Raw genomic sequence first — 18943 nt, 5'->3', positions numbered from 1 at the left:
AAGAGGGTAGCAACTGACAGTATGGATATAAAAGGAAAAAAGATCCTGATCCTAGGGATGGCTGATAGTGGAGTCGCATCAGCCAAGGCTCTAAGCGGTAAGGGCGCCAAGGTCTTGATAAGCGATAGCTCCACTTCAAAGGCGGTTCAGGAAAGAGCCGAAGAACTTATGAGCTTATCGATGGAGTGCCACCTTGGATCTCAGGGCGAAGAACTGCTTGAAGAGGTGGATATGGTGGTCATAAGTCCAAGTGTCCCTAGCGATATACCGCTCCTGAAAAAGGCCTACGCTCGCTCGATCGAGATCATGAGCGAGATCGAACTCGCCTACAGGCTGGGCACGGAGAAAGGATTCATCGTTGCCATCACCGGAACGAACGGCAAGACGACAACAACTACACTGATCGGCGAGATGTATAAGAGCACTTTTCCAACCAAAGTAGCCGGCAACATTGGACCGCCTCTGATCACAGCGGTCGGAAACGAGGCTGAAGATACCAAGTTCGTGGTTGAGCTCAGCAGCTATCAACTTGAAAACATAAGAGACTTCAAGGCCGATATCGCAATCCTCCTAAATATTACTGACGACCACCTCGATAGATACAATAGTTTTGATGAGTACTCCAAGGCCAAGGGAAGGATTTTTGAAAATCAGACAGAGTTGGATCATGCGATTTTAAACATCGATGACCCAAATGTATCAAGTTTCTCCAGGGCCATTAGGAGTCGGGTCTTTCCAACCAGCAAGCGGGAGATATTGGATCGGGGCGCCTTTTTGAAAAATGGCAAGATAATCTTTAAGGATGAGGCGGGAGAGCAGGAGGTCTGCTCGATTTCCGATCTTAAGATAAAGGGTGATCATAATCTGGACAACGCGATGGCGGCCGTCTCGGCCGCTATCTTGGGCGGCGTACCCTTAAATCGAGCAAGAGATGTCCTTCTCGACTTTGCCGGTCTTAAGCACCGCGTCGAATATGTCGGCAGCATCCAGGACGTCGGCTTCTATGATGACTCCAAGGCGACCAATCCGGACGCCGTCATAAAGGCGCTGACGGCCTTCGAGGGTCCGGTAATCCTGATTGCGGGAGGAAGGAATAAGGGTAATAAGTTCGACTCTCTGGCAAACGAGGCCAAAGGTAAGGTCAAATCCTTGATCTTGATCGGTGAGTCCGCAAGCGAGCTTGCTGCCTCATTTAATGATGTCGGGATTAAGGGGCTCTTTGCCCGCGATCTTGAAGAAGCCGTATCCCTTGCGCTAAACGCAGCCGGTCCAAATGATGCGGTGCTCCTATCTCCGGCCTGCGCAAGTTTCGATATGTTTTCAAACTACAAAGAGAAAGGGGAGCGCTTTAAAAAAGCCTTCGCTCGAGCCAAGGAAGAGTACGAAAATGGCCAAAAGAGGAGCTAAGACGACTCTAACTTGGTTGGTTCTCGGCAGCACTTTGATCCTCCTCTTCATCGGGGCGGTGATGGTCTTGAACGCGAGCTCGGTTGTGGCATTCAGCAAAAAGGGTGACAGTTACTACTACTTCAAGCACCAACTCATATCGATATTTATTGGCCTTTTGGCCATGACCTTCTTCTCTTACATAGACAATAAGATCTTGCGAAAACTAAACCTCTTCATCTATCTCATCTCGCTTGCGCTTTTGGTGATGGTTCTTGTGCCAGGGGTCGGTATGTCTGGAGGAGGAGCCAGCCGCTGGATTTCGATAAAATCATTCAATTTTCAACCTTCCGAGGTCGCCAAACTTGCCGTGGTGATATATTGCGCCGATATATTTACAAGGAATAACTTGAAAAAGAAGAGATTCCAAGAACTGCTGCTCATCCTCCTGCCGGTGGCCATACTGATTGGCCTCATATTGGTACAGCCTCATCTAGGGACCTTTTTGATAATCTCCCTCTCCGTGTTTCTCCTCATATTTTTGGAGGGAGTGAGCTTTAGGAACCTTCTTGGTCTTGGTGGTCTCGGTCTGCTTGTAATAGGTATCTCAATCGCCGTCGAACCTTACCGGGTGGAGAGGCTAATGGGATTTTTGGATCCCTGGAAGGACCCGCTCGACAAAGGATTCCACCTGATTCAATCGTTACTTGCCTTTGGTACCGGCTCTATCATGGGGGTAGGACTCGGCATGAGCAGACAAAAGTTCTCCTACCTGCCCGAAGCTCATACCGATTTCATTTTCGCAATTATTGGTGAGGAACTCGGTTTGATCGGAACCGTCTTTGTTGTCTCGCTTTTTCTGGTACTTACTATTTCGGGCTTGATAATAGCCTTGAAATCGAGGGATAATTATTCTCGTCTTTTGGGGGCGGGCCTAGCCTCTTTGATAGCAGTCCAGGCCCTGGTAAATATGGGCGGAGTGACCGGAGTCATGCCGATAACCGGAGTGCCCCTTCCATTTTTAAGTTACGGAGGGACATCGATAATAATGAACTTAAGCTTTGTGGGAATAATTTTAAATATCGCCGGCTCTTTGAATCTTAGGAATACAAGAAGGACGGCAAGCAGGGCTTGAGGGTGCTAATAACCGGCGGCGGCACGGCCGGTCACGTCTATCCCGGCCTTGCCGCCGCAAAAAAACTTAAAGAGATGGACCCAGAGGCGCAAATTTATTTTATCGGCGGTCGCAAAGGACCGGAGGCAGAACTCACCAGCCGAGCGGAACTCGTTTTTTTTCCGCTCAAGGTCACGAGCTTCAACAGGCGCCCTTCGCTTAAGAACCTAAAGTCAGCTTATAACCTGTTCATTTCAGTTATCGACTCAATGAGATTGATCATCAAAATAAAGCCAGACGTGGTCTTGGGGACCGGCGGGTATGTAAGCTTTCCAGCCATATTTGCCGCCGTGATCCTTGGGCGCCCGGTAATTTTACACGAACAGAATTCGGTCTTGGGCCGGGCAAACCGTCTCCTCTTAAGATTTGCAAAAATCATTCTAATCTCCTTCCCAAAGACGGAAGGAGCAAGCCTAGGGAGGGCTCTGGTCACGGGTAATCCGGTCAGGGAAGCCATATCGCTCTCAAGTGACCTTAATAAGGGCGCAATCTATGAGCAGTATGGTCTAAGCCCCAAAAAGAAGACGCTTCTAATATTTGGGGGCAGTCAAGGGGCAAAGAGGATAAACGAGGCGGTGCTTTTGGCCCTAAAAGAATTTTCTAGCCTTGATGGTTTTCAGCTGGTCCATTTGACCGGGAAGGCTTCCTTTGAAGAGATCTCGCAAGCATATGAATTAGCCCTAAAAGAGGTCGATGGGTTACAATATAGGCTATTTCCATACTCGGATGAAATTGAAAAGCTTTATGCCATAGCCGACTTGGTGGTCTGCAGGGCGGGCGCTACTACGATTGCCGAACTTATGGCGGTCGGTCTGCCTTCGATACTTGTCCCCTATCCCTTTGCTGTCATGGATCATCAATTGGCAAATGCAAGGTTTCTCGAATCCGGCGGTGCAGCTAGGGTTATAATGGACTCCGATCTTACGGGCAGCTCACTTTTTAAGGCAGTAAATGAGCTCATCTTTAACAAGCGGGCTCTTTCGGAGATGGGGCAAAGAGCCGCTTTTTTGGCGATTTCGGATGCCGACAAAAAGATAGCCGATCTAATGCTCGAGTTTGGCGGCTCCAACTCAAAGGTGAGATAGGTCTTATGTCAAAAGATGCCTCTTTTAAAAAGGTCCATTTCATAGGGATAGGCGGCGCCGGCATGAGCGGGATAGCCAAGGTTCTCCTCGCCAGAGGCTTCGCCGTTTCAGGCTCCGACATAAAAGATTCATCCAACATCGCCGTCCTTAAGGGTCTTGGGGCTGACATAAAGATCGGTCACGCATCCGAAAACATCGACGGCGCCGATACCGTTGTCATATCATCGGCCATTAAGGAGAAGAACGTCGAGCTCATAAGGGCCGCAGAAACCGGTCTGACCATCCTTAAGCGTGCAGAAATGATCGCAAAGCTTTCAGAGGGCATGATCAATATCGCAGTCTCCGGAACTCATGGCAAGACCACAACCACCTCGATGATCTCGATGATATTCGAAAGCGCCCGACTCGACCCGACCTTCCTGATAGGCGGCGAATTGAATGATATCGGGAGCAATGCAAAGTCTGGAGACGGGCCACACTTCATCACCGAAGCTGACGAAAGTGACGCCTCTTTCCTCTTTTTACGACCAAACATTGGAGTGATCACTAACATCGAAGAGGATCATCTCGATCATTACGCCTCTTTGAGTGAGATAAAGGAGACGTTTTTGGACTTTGCCTCCTTGATCTCCGAAGGTGGAGACCTGGTTATCTTCAAGGATCATTCGGCAAGCAAGGAGCTCATTGAAAACCTTAAGGCTGGTTCCAAAAGACTGAACATTCAAAGCTATGGTTTGAGCGAGGGATGCGATTTTCGGGCAACCGAGATAGATTTAAGTTCATTTGGGAGCAGATTTAAATTAGAACATAACGGGGATGTACTTGAAATTGAGCTTAACGTGCCTGGAGTTCACAATATTCTAAACTCACTTGCGGCGACGGCCGTTGCCCGGCTCTCTGGCGTGTCAGGCAAAGATATTTCCCGTGGGCTTTCGAGCTTCTCTGGGGTCAAGAGAAGGTTTCAACGTTTGGGCGCAATGAATGGGGCCACCTTCATTGACGACTACGCCCATCACCCGACCGAGATCACGGCGACTCTCAAAGCCGCTAGAGGCGGCGATTGGAAGAGGATTCTTTGCATCTTTCAGCCTCACAGATATTCCCGGACAAAATCACTGTGCAGTCTCTTTGGCGAGGCATTTGGTCATGCTGATAAAATAATAATAACCGATGTATACGGAGCCGGAGAGGCGCCTGAGCCCGGGGTGACCGGCAAGCTTATAGTGGATGCCATAAGGGAGAAAGATCCAAGTTGTAGCGTAATCTATTTGCCGACTAAAGGCGAGGTAAAAGAGTTTCTAGGAGGTATCCTGGCCGACGGAGATCTGGTGATAACCATGGGCGCCGGCGATATCCATACGGTTGGAGAAGATATGATTGGAAGCACGAGTTGAACAAGTCTCTTTTTGAATTCAGACTGGGAAAAGACCAGCGGACAGATAAAGCCTACAATCAACTTAGACGGGCTCTTGAGGGCCTGGTCTTTAAAAACGTTTCCATGGCCAAGCGCCTTACCTTCAAGACGGGCGGCCCCGCCTCCATCTACGCGATCGCAAACTCTCTGACAGATTTACGGTCAATTATCAGCATAGCCAAAGAGCATGAGTTGCCCCATTTTGTCCTTGGCAGAGGTTCCAATCTTTTGATTTCAGACGCAGGTTATAAGGGAATCGTTATTGAACTCGGCAGAGATTTCAAAAGGTTGACTGTCGATGGCAACTATATCCAAGCGGGTGCGGCAAATACGCTTGCCACTATAGCCCAACTGGCCTGGAAGAACTCCTTAAGCAACTTCGCTTTTGCCGTCGGGATACCAGGAAGCCTGGGAGGGGCTCTTGTCATGAACGCTGGGGCGCATGATGGTTCGATGTCCGATGTCGTTGCTAACGCGACCATTTACACTCCCGATTGTGAATTGAAGGTCATGAACGGCTGCGATCTTGGATTCTCCTATCGCTCCAGTCTTCTGCCCAAGATTGGCATAGTTCTTGAGGTTCTATTGAAACTCGAGTCTGGAGATCGGGGCCGCATAAGACTTCTTATGGAGAGATACTTCAAAAAGAGGAAGGAGACTCAGCCCTTCGAATATCCGAGCGCCGGAAGCGTCTTCAAGAACACATCGGGCGTTTCTGCCGGGCGACTCATCGATGAGGTAGGGCTCAAGGGAACAAGGATCGGTGATGCAGCGGTATCTATCAAACACGCCAATTTTATTGTAAATTTAGGAAATGCTAAGGCGAGCGACGTGTGCGCTCTTATCGACCTGATAAAGAGTCAGGTCTACAGAGAGAAGGGCGTCCTGCTTGAGACGGAGATTATTTTGTTGGGGGACTTTGAGAATGGCTGAAAAGAAATCGGTTAGAGATAGGGCAATGATGAGGGATGCCAAGATAAAGATGATAAGAAGGCGCAGGCGGATGGCCCTTCTTATACTGATTGCGGCAGCGGCGGTGGTTGTAATTATCGGTTCCTGGATATATAACTCCCCGTACTTTATCGTCAAAAAAGTCGTGGTAGAAGGGAGCGAGAAGGTTTCAAGGGAAGAGATAGTCAAGCTTAGCGGAATTACAGAGAGCGATACCTTGATGAAACTGGATATCGATGAGATAAAATCGAATCTAGCCAAAGTATCATGGGTCAAAGAGGTCAAGATAGATAGAGATTTTCCAAGTACCGTTAGGATAGTAGTTACCCAAAGAGAGGCTGTTGCCGTCATCCCCTTCGATCCGGACTATCTGTTCATAGACGACGAACTTGTGGCTCTGGAGATAAAAGAGACCGTTGATGATCAAGCTCTTCCCTTCATCTTCGACATCGATCTTAGCCAAATAAAACTCGGCGAAAAGATCGAAAAGGAAGAGCTGAAAAATGCGATGCTCTGCCTAAAGAGTCTTGATAAGGAGCTTAAATCCTCAGTGACCTCTCTTAGCGCACCCACTGTGAATGATCTTGAAATCACTATCCAGGCATTAGATAAGACTGGCCAGACGAATCAGATCGATGTGAGATACGGTAAAGCCGAAAAGACTGAGATAAAGAATTCTGTAATCAAGGAGATAATGGATAGCGGTAAACCGGTATGTTACATAGACGTTCGGGTGCCATCCAATCCGGCGGTTAAATACCTGGAGGAGTCCTTTTAAGTAAGTCCTTCAAAATTGATTGATATTAATTTATAGTTAATATAGTTTTTTGATTAGTTTCAACGGCAGAGACTCAAGTAGAGATGAAGCCTTAAAGTTAAAGGCATCTTAGGGGGAAGATTTATGCCTATAAACACGGGTAAAAATTACCTGGCTCTCATAAAGGTAGTTGGCGTCGGTGGCGGCGGGACAAATGCTGTCAACAGGATGATAGAGGCCGGCATAAAAGGCGTTGAATTCATAGCCATAAATACCGATTCCCAAGCCTTATTGATGTCGGATGCCGATTACAAGGTCCATATAGGCGAGAAGCTTACCAGGGGACTTGGGGCTGGGGCCGATCCCGAGATCGGCTATCAGGCGGCCGAGGAGAGCCGTGAAGCGATCAAAGAGGCCCTGGATGGGGCCGATATGGTCTTCATCACGGCGGGCAAAGGTGGCGGTACCGGCACTGGAGCGGCCCCGACCATCGCTGAGATAGCAAAAGAGATGGGGGCGCTAACGGTTGCCATAGTAACCAGACCTTTTGGCTTTGAGGGCAGAAGAAGGGCCCTGCAAGCGAATGAGGGCATAGATAAGATAAGGGATAAGGTCGATACTTTGATAGTTATCCCCAACGATAAGCTCCTTCAGGTGGTCGAGAGAAAGACCTCGATATTGGATGCCTTCAGGGTGGCCGATGATGTTCTGCGCCAAGGCGTTCAGGGAATTACGGATCTCATAACCATGCCCGGCCTAATCAATCTCGATTTTGCTGACGTCAGAACAATCATGGCCGGGGCCGGATCGTCCCTCATGGGTATCGGTGAAGCATCCGGAGAAAATCGGGCGGCGGAAGCCGCAAAGGCGGCGATGTCAAGCCCGCTTCTCGACGTCTCTATCGAGGGTGCACGCGGCGTCCTCCTCAACATCTCCGGCGGACGAGATCTTGGGTTGTTTGAGGTGAACGAGGCTGCGGAGGTCATCACCTCAGCGGCTCATCCCGATTCGACCATAATCTTCGGGGCCATAATAGACGACAGCCTAGAGGATAGCGTCAGGGTCACGGTCATTGCGACGGGATTCGATCGCAAGCGTCATCAAGAGAAGATGGAGTTCACTATGGAGACCGAGGCGCCACCAACCTTTGAACCGACCGGCATCGACATGTCTGACGATCTAGACATTCCCAATTTTTTGAAGAAGAACGAATGAGAGAGACGGTATATTAATGAGATGGGAAAATATGGTCTCAAGCTCTGCTTAAGTCAAGGCATTGAGTATTTCGTTTCACCCAAACTGATGAAAGACCACTCGATAAGAGTCCTCTTTACCTTAAGGGCCGGAGGTTTTAGCAAGATCCCTTTTGACTCCTTGAATCTGGCAAGCCATGTCGGCGACGACTTAAAGGATGTCATAAGAAACAGAATGAAAGTCGCCGACGTATTCTCCCTCAATCCATCCAAGATGACTTTTTGCGAACAGGTTCATGGAAGCGAGGTTCGATCTCTCCCCTGTCTTGGCGACGATATCATAATGGATGAATGTGGCCAAACGGTCGCTGCCACAGATGCTCTGGTGACCGGGAGCAAAGACCTTCCGATAATTGTCCTTACAGCCGATTGTGTGCCGATAATATTGGTTGAGCCGAAGAGGCGAGTCATATCAGTCGTTCACGCTGGCTGGAAGGGAAGCCTATCGGAGATAACTAAGAGGGCTTGCGGTGAGATGGTCTCCTCCTTCGGGCTTGCGCCAGCCAAGATTTTGGCTTTCTTCGGTCCGGCCATCTCGGGGTCCTGTTATGAGGTTTCAAAAGAGCTTCATGATGAGTTCGTTACAAAATTCTCTTTAGATCCCGATCATCAAGGGGGTAGGAGACATTTGGATCTGGAATATATAAATATCCTACAACTTCTTATGGCCGGTATTGGCCCTGAAAATGTCTATTCCGCTCGAACGTGTACAGTAAGCGATTTGAGGTGTTTTTCGTATCGCAGGGAGGGAGGCAAAACCGGCCGCATGGCCGCGATAGCGGTCCTTACGTAGGATGAGAGAAATAGCCAAGAACGTATCCGAAATAAAGAGACAAGCTAAAGAGGCTCTAAGCCATTCGAATCTACCCACAAAAGAGCTCACCATCGTGGCGGCTGCGAAGGCCGTCTCGAGCAATGAGGTGATGGAAGCCATATCGGCCGGGGTCATCGATATCGGAGAAAATCGGGCGGAGGAAATGGTTGAAAAATTTGGAAAGATTGGCCCGAAGGCCAGGTGGCACTTTATCGGACACTTGCAAAGGAATAAAGTTAAGAAAATAATAGGGATTGCAGATATGATTCATTCGGTCGATTCACTCAGGCTAGCCGAGGCGATAGACAGTGAGGCCAAAAGGGTCGGAAAAGTTCAAGATGTTCTTTTAGAGATAAACGTATCAAAAGAGAAGAGCAAATTCGGTTTCGATCCAGATGTGGCAAAAGATTTCTTGAAAAATTTAAGTGAACTCAAAAACATAAGGATAAAGGGCTTGATGACCGTCCCTCCGCTTCAATCAGATCCCGAGTTGAATAGGGATTTTTTTAGAAGGCTGAGATCGCTTATGGACGAAATCAACGATCTTAAAGTCCTAAAAGAGGAGATGACTATCTTATCGATGGGCATGAGTCAGGATTATAAGATAGCTATTGAAGAAGGGGCAAATATGGTTAGAATAGGAACAGGAATTTTTGGCGCTAGGGGGTGCATGGCCAAATGAGCGGGATCTTCAGAAGGACGATGGCCTACTTCGGGCTAGTTGAAGATGATGAATATGATGAGTTTGATGACATGGGCTTAGACGAGGAGTATTCTTACGAAGACCCCTATCTATCTAGGTCGGTAAAGAGGGTCGAAAGAAGCATGCCCGATTATCAGCCAAGCGAGCCAATAAGAGCTCAAGAGCCACCTCCACTTAGGACGATAGGCCCGCCCCAGCCTAGGGTTCATATCGTGGAGCCAAAGTCATTCAACGATGCTCAGAACATCTCAGACAGGTTTAAGGCCAGCATTCCTGTAATAATCAATTTGCAGTTTTTAGATCAAGAGACATCAAAGAGGCTTATCGATTTCGCAAGCGGCTTGACCTACGGACTTGATGGCGGCATACAGAAAGTGGCCGATCGCGTTTTTCTGATTACTCCGGCAAACGTTCAGGTCTCGGCCGAGGAACATCGCAGGCTCCGCGAAAAGGGTCTCTATAATCAATCGAACGGTCTTATCTGAGAGGTCTTATGGTCGTTTCTTTCATCGGCGCCGGCAGGATGTGCGAAGCCCTTTTGAAGGGGATAATAGAGTCAAATACTCTGCAGGCTGAGGATATTCATATCTTCGACATCAAAGAGGAGAGGCTTAAAGAGCTTCATGAGGCTTATGGCGCAAGACCCATCAGGAGCGCCAAAGAGGCGGCAAGGGTTGTCGATATCGTTATCTTGGCTGTCAAGCCGCAAGATGCCAAAGGGGTGCTTTCCGAGGTATCGCACGAGTTGACCGCTGACAAAGTCCTCCTTTCGATAGTTGCGGGGCTAAAGACGACTACGATAAAATCCCTTCTAACCGATGGCTCCAAGGTGGTCAGGGTCATGCCCAACAATCCGGCTCTACTTGGGGCCGGAATTTCGGCCATCACCTTCGACAAGGAGATGGCCAGAGAGGCTAAAGAGACGATCGAACGGATACTTCTTGGGGTTGGTGAGATTGTCACGGTTGGCGAAGAGCTCCAGGATTTGATAACCGCCCTTAGCGGTTCCGGCCCCGCCTATTTTTATTTGTTTGCCAAACATTTGATAGAGACAGGCGTCGATCTTGGGATAGATTTGGCGATGGCAAAGAAGCTCATCCTTCAAACCATGCTTGGCTCCGCAAAGATGGCCAAGGAGACGAACATGAGTCTGGAAGAGTTGATCAAGATGGTCGCCTCTCCAAGTGGAACCACCGAAGCGGCCCTAAAATCTTTCGAAGCAAATGGCTTTAAAGGCATGGTTGATTCGGCCGTTAAGGCGGCATTCGAAAGGGCCAAAGAGCTCGGGCAGACGGAGGTGTGATGACCTTTTACAGACAACCGATATTCAATTTTATCGAGATAGCATTCCGTGCTTATTATTGGCTTTTAATAATAAGGATCTTGATGTCGTGGGTGCCCAGTCCTTCAGAAGGCCCCATTAGAAAGATCTATCAGTTCGTCTATGATCTGACAGAGCCGCTCTTATCCTTTCTCAGGAAGAGGATTCCGCTCATAACGATGGGTTCGGTCGGCTTAGATATCTCTCCAATAATCGCGATTTTTTTGTTATCATTCCTTCAGCAACTAGTATTTGCCATCCTCATCAGACTTAGTATCTAAAGAGTGTTATTTGGTCGACTGAAAGGGTTTAAGATTGGATCCTAAAGACATCCATCAAAAAGAATTCAAACGCTCGATGCGAGGCTATAACGAAGAAGAGGTAGATGTCTTCTTGGATGAGGTGGCTCTTGCTATTGAGCGGATGATTGAGGAGAGGGACGAACTCAAGACCAGGCTCATCGAGCTTCAGGACAAGATAAAGTCCTACGAGAGGATGGAGAACACCATTCAGGAGACGCTCTTAAATGCTCAAAAGACGGCCGAAGACGTCCAAATCAAAGTGAAGAGAGAGGCCGAGCTCATGGCCAAGGACACGGAGATGAGGGCAAAAATAGTAATCTCCCGGGCCGAAGAGGAACGAAACAAGATCGCAAAATCGATGGCCGATATGCTAGAGATAAAGAATGATTTCAAGACCAAGTTCCAATCATTCATCGATGGCTTTCTGATCAAGCTGGACGAGGCGGTTAGGGTAGAGGAGTCCAAGATGGAAGCCTTAAACATAATTTCGCCCTCAAATGCTTCACCAACCCACGAGGAGGATGAAGGAGCAGGGTCGAATGCGACCGACAAGAACGCAACCCCCCCCCCTTCTCAAAATGGGGAGATCCTCCCCAACTTCCTGGCTGATGGACCAAGAATAGACTTCCTCAAAGATTCCTAAACCATCATGGATATCAAAAAATTCAAGGGGCTAAAGGTTACCGAGCGAGAAGATTCCTTGCTCCTCAAGGTGCTTGTAAGACCCTCTTCGGCTAAAAGATCGTTCTCTCTGACCGATGAGGGAGAGCTTCGCGCAAAGCTAATATCCCCCGCTGTTGATGACAAGGCCAACCAAGAGCTGATAGCCACCCTCTCCAAAATGCTTAAGATCCCAAAGTCTAGCGTCTTGATCGAATCGGGGTGCAGCTCCAAAAGCAAAAAAGTCGCCCTATTTGGACTTAGTCTTGCGGAGCTGAAAGAGCTATTTCTGGCTAGGGTCGGTGAGGACGGCATCCTTTCTTAAATCCCTTTTCGGTCGTTTGACTTTCGATTTAAGCTGTGATAATTTTTGTAAAACCTAAGTTAAAAAGGCATTTTTTTACAACCAATCGCTTTCGAACGGAGTTCTTGATGGATTATAAGAATACTTTAAATCTTCCCAAAACCGAATTCTCAATGAAGGCCAATCTGGCAACCAGAGAACCGGAGATTATGAAATTCTGGGATGAGATCGACATCTATCGCCTGGTGGCCGAGAAGAGGGCCGGGGCTAAGGAGTACATACTTCATGACGGCCCGCCATATGCCAATGGCAACATTCATCTGGGTCATACCTTAAACAAGGTCTTAAAAGACATAATAGTAAAATACAAGAGCATGAATGGCTTCAGCAGTCCCTATGTTCCAGGTTGGGATTGCCATGGCCAACCGATCGAACACAACGTGGAAAAATCTCTTGGTGAAAAGAAATCGACAATCGACAAGCTTACTTTGAGAAGGCTATGCAGAGATTACGCCATGGATTTCGTCCAAAAACAGGCCGATCAATTTAAGAGGCTGGGCGTCAGGGGCGATTTCGACCATCCCTATCTCACCTTGGACAAGAAATACGAAGCGACCAACATAGAGGTATTTGGAGAGCTCTATGAGCGGGGTCATATTTATAAGGGCAGAAAGCCGATTCACTGGTGTTATAATTGCAAGACCGCACTCGCAGAGGCCGAGATAGAGTACTCTGACGAAGTCTCCACCTCCATCTTTGTGAAGTTTCCCATGGAGGGCGAATTTGAAAAACTTAATCGTGGGGGTCTTCCTGCTTATATCGTCATATGGACGACCACCCCTTGGACTCTTCCGGCCAACATGGCCATCGCCGTTCATCCTAAATCGCTATATGTAGCCGCCAAATTGGGCGGCGAAATCTTGATAATGGCCAAGGAACTAATCGAGTCGGTTCTTGATGAAAATGATCATGAAATTGTCGCTACCTTCAGCGGCAGGGATCTCTTGAGCGCGAGCTTCAATCACCCGTTTATGTCAAGGCATTCCAGAGTAGTCCTTGCCGATTTCGTCAGCTTGGATACCGGTAGCGGCTGCGTCCATATCGCTCCGGGTCATGGTCAAGACGATTACCTGATCGGTCTCAATAATCAGCTTGATATAGTTATGCCGGTCGATGATGACGGTTTCTTCACAAAGGAGGGGGGCAAGTACTCCGGAAAACATATCAAGGAAGCGAATGGCGAAATAATTTCCGACTTGGAAGAGAAGGGGCTGCTCCTCTCATCGAGCTCGATAACTCATTCATATCCCCATTGTTGGCGGTGCAAGAAACCTGTTATCTTCAGGGCCACCGAACAGTGGTTTGTTTCAATGGATGATGCAAACCTCAGGCAAAAAGCCCTAAAAGAGATTGAGCTGGTCGATTGGGTGCCCGCTTGGAGCAAGAAGAGGATCCTCTCGATGATTGAGGAGAGGCCCGATTGGTGTATATCACGTCAGCGGTCGTGGGGGGTACCGATACCAGCCTTCTTCTGCCAAGAATGCAATGAAGAACTTATAACCAAGGAGACCATTGGAGCTGTCAAGGATCTCTTTGAGCGAGAGGGCGCAGATTCCTGGTTTGAGCGGCCGGAAAGCGAGATCTTGCCCAAGGGTACCATATGTCCAAAATGCGGCAAATCTGAATTCAAAAAAGAAGAAGATATCTTAGACGTCTGGTTTGAGTCTGGCGTAAGTCACGTGGCAGTCCTTAAGAAGCGAGATGACTTAAGTTGGCCCGCAGAGCTTTATTTGGAGGGAAGCGATCAACACAGAGGTTGGTTTCAGTCATCTCTTTTAACATCGCTTGGAGCTTTCGATAGGGCACCCTTTAAGACGGTCTTAACTCACGGTTTTCTGGTTGACGGACAGGGGCGCAAGATGTCCAAGTCTCTTGGCAACGTCGTAGACCCGCTGGAAGTGACCAGGGAGTCTGGGGCGGACATCTTGCGCCTCTGGGTAAGCTCCGCCGATTATGGCTCGGATATCGCCATATCGAGCGAGATATTGGACAGGATCTCGGAGGCATACAGGCGCATCAGAAATACCTTAAGGTTCTTGATGGGAAATCTCTATGACTTCAACCCAAAGATCGACTTTTTGGAGAGGAATGATTTAAGCGAAATTGATAGATGGGCCCTAAGCCGACTTCAGGGGTTGATAAATACGGTAACTCAGGCCTATGACGAGTTTAAGTTCCATCTCGTCTTCCACTCCATCTATAATTTCTGCGTACTGGAGTTGAGTTCTTTCTATCTAGACGTCTTAAAGGACGGTCTCTACACTTATAAGGCCGGCTCGATGGCGCGTCGTTCATCCCAGACGGCTCTATACAAGATCCTAATGACCCTGATAGAACTGCTTGCGCCCATCCTATCCTTCACAGCCGAGGATGCCTGGGCATGTTTACCCGAATCATTCAAGGACTCGATAAGCCCGCAACTTACCGATTGGCCCTCGTGCCAAGATGATCTCGTAGACAAAGGGATCGAGGAGAGATTCGAAAAGCTCTTGAAACTAAGGAGCGACGTCCTTCGCAGTCTTGAGGCTGCAAGGACGGCCAAGCTGATAGGAAACTCTCTAGAGGCCGAGGTGAGCCTCTACGTAAATCCAAATATGAAGGATTTCCTTATCGCCTACGAAGATATCCTTGCAATGATTTTCATAGTATCATCTGTAAAGATTCACTCAAGCACTGACGATATTCCAAGCGAAGCCAAACTAAGCGAAGAGACCTCCGGCGCCTATATATTGGTGACTAAGGCATTTGGTCAGAAGTGTGAGAGGTGCTGGAATTTCAGAAAGAACGTCGGCGAGGATCAAAACCATCTTGGCATATGCTCGCGTTGTTTGGATGCTATCAGTTAGCTAGAAAAAAACAAGGGAGGCCTGAAGTGGACGAGAAAAGACTTGAGGTTTTGAAGGAGAGGCTCAAAGAAGAGAAGGTCCGTCTTGAGGCCGATCTTAAGGTGATCGAGGAAGATAACATGAAGCAGACACAGTCGGAAATGACCGGCGAGAACTCGTATGAAGATAACTTTGCTGACTGTGGCACAGCGACGTTCGAGAGGGAGAAGGATCTCTCGTTGGAGAGAAACATAAGGGACCTCTTGTCCAGGGTCGAAGAGTCTTTGATCCGCCTGGGCAAGGGGGTCTACGGAAAATGCGTAGTCTGTGGCAATGAGATAGATCCTGCTAGGCTCAAAGCTCTCCCCTACGTCGACCTCTGCTTGGATTGCAAGAAGAAAGAAGAGAAGAACTGGTAAAGAAAGTTTTCAACCATCCAACCGGAACCTATCTGGTCTATTTGGTCGCTCTACCAATTTTCGCCATCGATCAGGCGGCAAAGTTTGCGGTCAAGAGGTGCCTGCAAGAAGGAGTTAGCGTTCCGGTTATAGATAAAGTATTTCATCTGACTCATATCCAAAATAGTGGTGCTGCCTTCGGGATTTTTGCCGGAAGAAGTGATGTCCTTATCGCAATATCTCTTATCGCAATATCTCTTTTAATCTTCTACAATCATACGAGCAGGCTTCTTAGCAGGTTTCAAAGAATCGCCATCGGCCTTTTGATTGGGGGGGCCTTGGGCAATCTTGTCGAAAGGCTTGCGTCAGGTAGGGTGACAGATTTTTTGGACTTTCGTTTCTGGCCCGTTTTCAACCTAGGCGACGCAGCCATTTCAATCGGCGTCGCCATGCTTCTCATCATGATTTTATCTAAAGAGCCCAACTTTAGCCCAAAAAGAGGGGATGCTTAACATGAGACCGATTCTGATTCAACTCGGTCCGATATCAGTATATTCATATGGATTTTTTCTCGCCCTAGCCTTTCTCATCTCGTTCTTTCTAATTGCGCACGATTTGAAAGAGAGGGGCCTAGACCCCAGCCTAACTTACGATCTTATCATTTATGCCGCCATAGGCGGCATATTGGGGGCAAGGCTTCTATACATCGCAACTCACCCTGGGTTTTATCTGGCAAGCCCGCTGCGGCTTCTATCGATCCAGGAGGGTCTCATCTTCTATGGCGGCTTGGCCGGAGGGTCATTTGCTGTCTACTGGTTTCTTAAAAGGAGGGGTCTTCCAATCCTCAAAGTTGCAGACGCCCTGGCTCCTTCACTTGCCCTTGGCGGTGCGATAGGCAGGATTGGCTGTTTCTTTAATGGTTGCTGCTACGGAAAGCTTCTCAGCCCCGCTTTCGCCTCGATTCTGCCAAGGCTGTTAGATTTCAGACACCCGACCCAACTCTATGATCTTGCTTATAACCTTGCCATATTCATCTACCTTTTCTTCTTTTTCAAGACCGAGCTACCCACCGGAAGCCGCTTCTCTCTGTTTGTCCTGCTCTATTCAATCGGCCGATTCTTGGTCGAATTCTTTCGCGTCTCAAAGGTCGTCTTTTTGGGACTGACCGGCGCCCAACTCATTAGTCTGGTCTTATTCCTCATCTCTTTGAACTTTCTCTTAATGGGCCAGCGCGCATTAAAAGAGGGCAAGAAGAGTGGCAAGTAGCGAGCGGGTCAGCTTCGTTGTCAAGCAAGAGGATGTGGGCGAGAGGGTCGATGCGCTCCTCTCCAGAGATGAGCGAGTAATGTCAAGATCTCACGCTCAAAGGCTCATCAATGACGGTCTTGTCACGATAAACGATAAAATTGCCCAGAAGAATAGCAAGCTCAAACTGGGCGACGTGGTATCAGTCTTATTGGAGAAGGCCCGCGAAGATGAGCCAGTTCCCACAGAGATCGAACTCAATGTTAAATACGAGGATGATCATCTTATGGTCATCTCCAAACAAGCCGGTCTCGTCGTTCATCCAACCGGCCCAAAGGAGGAGGACACCCTCATAAACGCATTGATGTACCAGAACAAAAAACTCTCGGATATCGGCAGGCCCCTGCGTCCCGGTATAGTTCATCGTTTGGATAAGGATACCTCGGGCTTGATGATCATCGCGAAGGATGATTTGACCCACACAGAGCTCGTAAAAGCACTTAAGGAGAGACGGATAAAGCGGTCTTACGTCGCCCTGGTTCACGGCGAAATCGAAACGGCAGCAGGCAAGATAGACGCCCCGATAGGCCGAAGCGTTCAGAGCCGCAAGAGGATGTCTGTAACCGGAACCCATTCGAAAGAGGCTGTAACCAATTTTGAGGTCATCGAGAGGCTCAAGGGTCACACCTTGCTGTTGGTGACCCTTGAGACCGGACGGACCCATCAGATAAGGGTTCACATGAGATACATAGGTCACCCGATCGTAGGTGATATGGAGTACGGAGTGGGGTCCAACGAGAGGAATTTTGGACTAAAAAGGCAGTTTCTTCACGCCTCAAAGCTCGAGTTCCATCACCCCGTTACAGGAGAAAGGATGATGATTCAGGATGATCTGCCAGATGATCTAAACGAAGCTCTCTCAAAGCTTAGGCAAGACCGAGAGATTTCTTAATCTTCCAACTTCTTTGAAGAAAGTCTTCTTGTCATCCTTTTGATTACTTTGGCTGCTTCGATATCTTTTATCTGCTCTTTGCTCAGCCTTCCGCTGGCAATTAATTCGCTCAAGAGGTTTTTTCTGACCTCAACGGCCTCATCCAAGAGGCCAAGGGGCTCTAAGACTTTTCTTACGGATCCAAGGTCATATTCATAATCTTGATATTCGCTCAAGGTGAGAGCGTGTGATTTGGAGAAGACGCGCTTAAGATCATTTTCGAGCAAGTAGCCAAGAATGTCCTCCCTTAAGGCGTCGATCTGGACTTTTTTAACGTAAATCTCTTCCCTCAGCCTCACATACTCCTCTACCTTATCCTCGATCTTAGAATCGTCGGTCACGGTTTGAAACTTGTGTTTAAATAGGGGGCAGTGCTCTTGAAAATCGCACCAGTGACAGAGGGGGTTCTCGACGGGCTCAAAATTTTTCTCATCAATCAAGGAGGCCGTCTTCAGGATCTCCTCTTTTAGAAGTCTGATGTCATCATCGCCTCTTGAGGTGGTCATCTCCATCTCGGGCAATACGAAACAGAGGGTTAGTCTCTTTGGCTCGACACCCCAAATCTCCTTGACGGCATAGTGATAGATCGAGAGCTGAAGATCATTTTCAACCTGAGCTAATGGGGGAAGCCTTTTGCTAGTCTTGTAATCGATCACCTCGATCTCGCCGTCGGGCCCCTTCTGCACCCTATCGATCACGCCGGTCAGAAAGTACTTTTCGTGGGGGCTCCCTTCGCCGTCGATCTCGATTTGAAATTTATGTTCCAGGGCGAGGGGAGGGATAAAGTTTGTGGCATTCTTTTCGTAGAAGCGGCTGACGGTTTTTTTGGCTAGCTCCTTGTAGGACTCCTCCTCCGATTCGCTTGCGTAACCATCGCTTATCCAGTTGGCGCTCAGGTTTTCAAGGAGCTCATCCAAGCTAGGTGGTTTCAGGGTGGGGCTGGAAAAGAAGAAATAGAGGGCCCGATGTATGGAACCTCCAAAGCTCAAGGCGGCGCTCTTTTTTCGTGGCAACCTATCGATATAGGCGAATTTGTACGATAGCGGACATTTTTTATAGGTCGAGATGGAAGAGTAGCTAAGTCTCAAATCTTACCCCTTTCTTTCTGTGATATTACGAACATGTGTTCTATTTGTCAAGGAAGAAATGAGCAGTTTTTGGTAGCGATACCTGCTTTTATGAGCTTGTTGTCTAAAAAAGACTCTTATGTTAAACTGTTCACGCTTTAGAACACACGCTGGTGGATTCATCCTTAAGGTCCCCTTTTTGGGGTTTAGGAGAGGTAGAAACCGGCGGAGGA

General features: G+C 48.3%; 20 protein-coding genes. 19 read left to right on the top strand and 1 reads right to left on the bottom strand.

Annotated elements, in window-relative coordinates; translation table 11 throughout:
• The first annotated feature begins 21 nt into the window (after positions 1-21).
• The 19 genes from murD (at position 22) to QMD53_01220 (ending at position 17604) form a co-directional block, all read left to right on the top strand.
• Entirely contained in the window at positions 22-1407 is a 1386-nt protein-coding gene (murD, locus tag QMD53_01310; GenBank protein ID MDI6799317.1) for a UDP-N-acetylmuramoyl-L-alanine--D-glutamate ligase, read from the top strand.
• Positions 1388-2521, top strand: coding sequence for a putative lipid II flippase FtsW (ftsW, locus tag QMD53_01305; protein MDI6799316.1), 1134 nt, complete (start codon positions 1388-1390; stop codon positions 2519-2521). Before murD ends, ftsW begins: the two co-directional genes overlap by 20 nt.
• Positions 2522-2523: 2 nt before the next feature.
• Positions 2524-3645, top strand: coding sequence for an undecaprenyldiphospho-muramoylpentapeptide beta-N-acetylglucosaminyltransferase (murG, locus tag QMD53_01300; protein ID MDI6799315.1), 1122 nt, complete (start codon positions 2524-2526; stop codon positions 3643-3645).
• Positions 3646-3650: 5 nt separating this feature from the next.
• Positions 3651-5039: a UDP-N-acetylmuramate--L-alanine ligase gene (murC, locus tag QMD53_01295; protein ID MDI6799314.1), complete on the top strand. Its 1389-nt coding sequence runs from the start codon at positions 3651-3653 to the stop codon at positions 5037-5039.
• Entirely contained in the window at positions 5036-5992 is a 957-nt protein-coding gene (gene murB, locus QMD53_01290) for a UDP-N-acetylmuramate dehydrogenase (GenBank protein ID MDI6799313.1), read from the top strand. Before murC ends, murB begins: the two co-directional genes overlap by 4 nt.
• Positions 5985-6788: an FtsQ-type POTRA domain-containing protein gene (locus tag QMD53_01285; protein MDI6799312.1), complete on the top strand. Its 804-nt coding sequence runs from the start codon at positions 5985-5987 to the stop codon at positions 6786-6788. The genes murB and QMD53_01285 overlap by 8 nt, the downstream gene beginning before the upstream one ends.
• A 123-nt stretch (positions 6789-6911) precedes the next feature.
• Positions 6912-7982 carry a cell division protein FtsZ gene (gene ftsZ, locus QMD53_01280; GenBank protein ID MDI6799311.1) on the top strand — a complete coding sequence of 357 codons (1071 nt, stop codon included), beginning with the start codon at positions 6912-6914 and terminating at the stop codon, positions 7980-7982.
• A 21-nt stretch (positions 7983-8003) separates the two neighbouring features.
• Positions 8004-8813 (top strand): peptidoglycan editing factor PgeF, encoded by an 810-nt coding sequence (pgeF, locus tag QMD53_01275; GenBank protein ID MDI6799310.1) that lies wholly within the window; start codon positions 8004-8006, stop codon positions 8811-8813.
• Position 8814: 1 nt separating this feature from the next.
• Positions 8815-9516: a YggS family pyridoxal phosphate-dependent enzyme gene (locus QMD53_01270; protein MDI6799309.1), complete on the top strand. Its 702-nt coding sequence runs from the start codon at positions 8815-8817 to the stop codon at positions 9514-9516.
• The gene (sepF, locus tag QMD53_01265; GenBank protein ID MDI6799308.1) at positions 9513-10022 is read left to right on the top strand and encodes a cell division protein SepF; all 510 of its coding nucleotides are present in this window, start codon (positions 9513-9515) and stop codon (positions 10020-10022) included. The genes QMD53_01270 and sepF overlap by 4 nt, the downstream gene beginning before the upstream one ends.
• 8 nt (positions 10023-10030) lie before the next feature.
• Positions 10031-10840: a pyrroline-5-carboxylate reductase gene (proC, locus tag QMD53_01260; GenBank protein ID MDI6799307.1), complete on the top strand. Its 810-nt coding sequence runs from the start codon at positions 10031-10033 to the stop codon at positions 10838-10840.
• The gene (locus QMD53_01255) at positions 10840-11139 is read left to right on the top strand and encodes a YggT family protein (GenBank protein ID MDI6799306.1); all 300 of its coding nucleotides are present in this window, start codon (positions 10840-10842) and stop codon (positions 11137-11139) included. Before proC ends, QMD53_01255 begins: the two co-directional genes overlap by 1 nt.
• Before the next feature lie 34 nt (positions 11140-11173).
• Positions 11174-11803, top strand: a complete 630-nt coding sequence (locus tag QMD53_01250; protein ID MDI6799305.1) for a DivIVA domain-containing protein — start codon at positions 11174-11176, stop codon at positions 11801-11803.
• 6 nt (positions 11804-11809) lie between these two features.
• Complete coding sequence (locus tag QMD53_01245; protein MDI6799304.1) at positions 11810-12145, top strand: DUF167 family protein; 336 nt, start codon at positions 11810-11812, stop codon at positions 12143-12145.
• Between the two features lie 107 nt (positions 12146-12252).
• Positions 12253-15030, top strand: coding sequence for an isoleucine--tRNA ligase (gene ileS / locus QMD53_01240; protein ID MDI6799303.1), 2778 nt, complete (start codon positions 12253-12255; stop codon positions 15028-15030).
• Positions 15031-15056: 26 nt separating this feature from the next.
• A complete protein-coding gene (locus QMD53_01235; GenBank protein ID MDI6799302.1) occupies positions 15057-15428 on the top strand; it encodes a TraR/DksA C4-type zinc finger protein in 372 nt (123 codons plus the stop codon).
• On the top strand, positions 15398-15919 hold the full coding sequence (gene lspA, locus QMD53_01230; GenBank protein MDI6799301.1) for a signal peptidase II: 522 nt from the start codon (positions 15398-15400) through the stop codon (positions 15917-15919). Before QMD53_01235 ends, lspA begins: the two co-directional genes overlap by 31 nt.
• A 1-nt stretch (position 15920) precedes the next feature.
• Positions 15921-16673, top strand: coding sequence for a prolipoprotein diacylglyceryl transferase (gene lgt, locus QMD53_01225; GenBank protein ID MDI6799300.1), 753 nt, complete (start codon positions 15921-15923; stop codon positions 16671-16673).
• A complete protein-coding gene (locus QMD53_01220; protein ID MDI6799299.1) occupies positions 16663-17604 on the top strand; it encodes an RluA family pseudouridine synthase in 942 nt (313 codons plus the stop codon). The genes lgt and QMD53_01220 overlap by 11 nt, the downstream gene beginning before the upstream one ends.
• Here QMD53_01220 and QMD53_01215 read toward each other — a convergent pair.
• Positions 17601-18731 carry a PD-(D/E)XK nuclease family protein gene (locus QMD53_01215; protein ID MDI6799298.1) on the bottom strand — a complete coding sequence of 377 codons (1131 nt, stop codon included), beginning with the start codon at positions 18729-18731 and terminating at the stop codon, positions 17601-17603. The two genes, QMD53_01220 and QMD53_01215, sit on opposite strands and share 4 nt — an antisense overlap.
• Between the last annotated feature and the right edge of the window lie 212 nt (positions 18732-18943).

Source organism: Actinomycetota bacterium, assembly GCA_030017835.1.
GTDB lineage: Bacteria > Actinomycetota > Aquicultoria > UBA3085 > Oleimmundimicrobiaceae > Yes70-04.
Note: the sequence above shows the minus strand (reverse complement) of the source record. Positions and strands in the feature narration are given on the sequence as shown.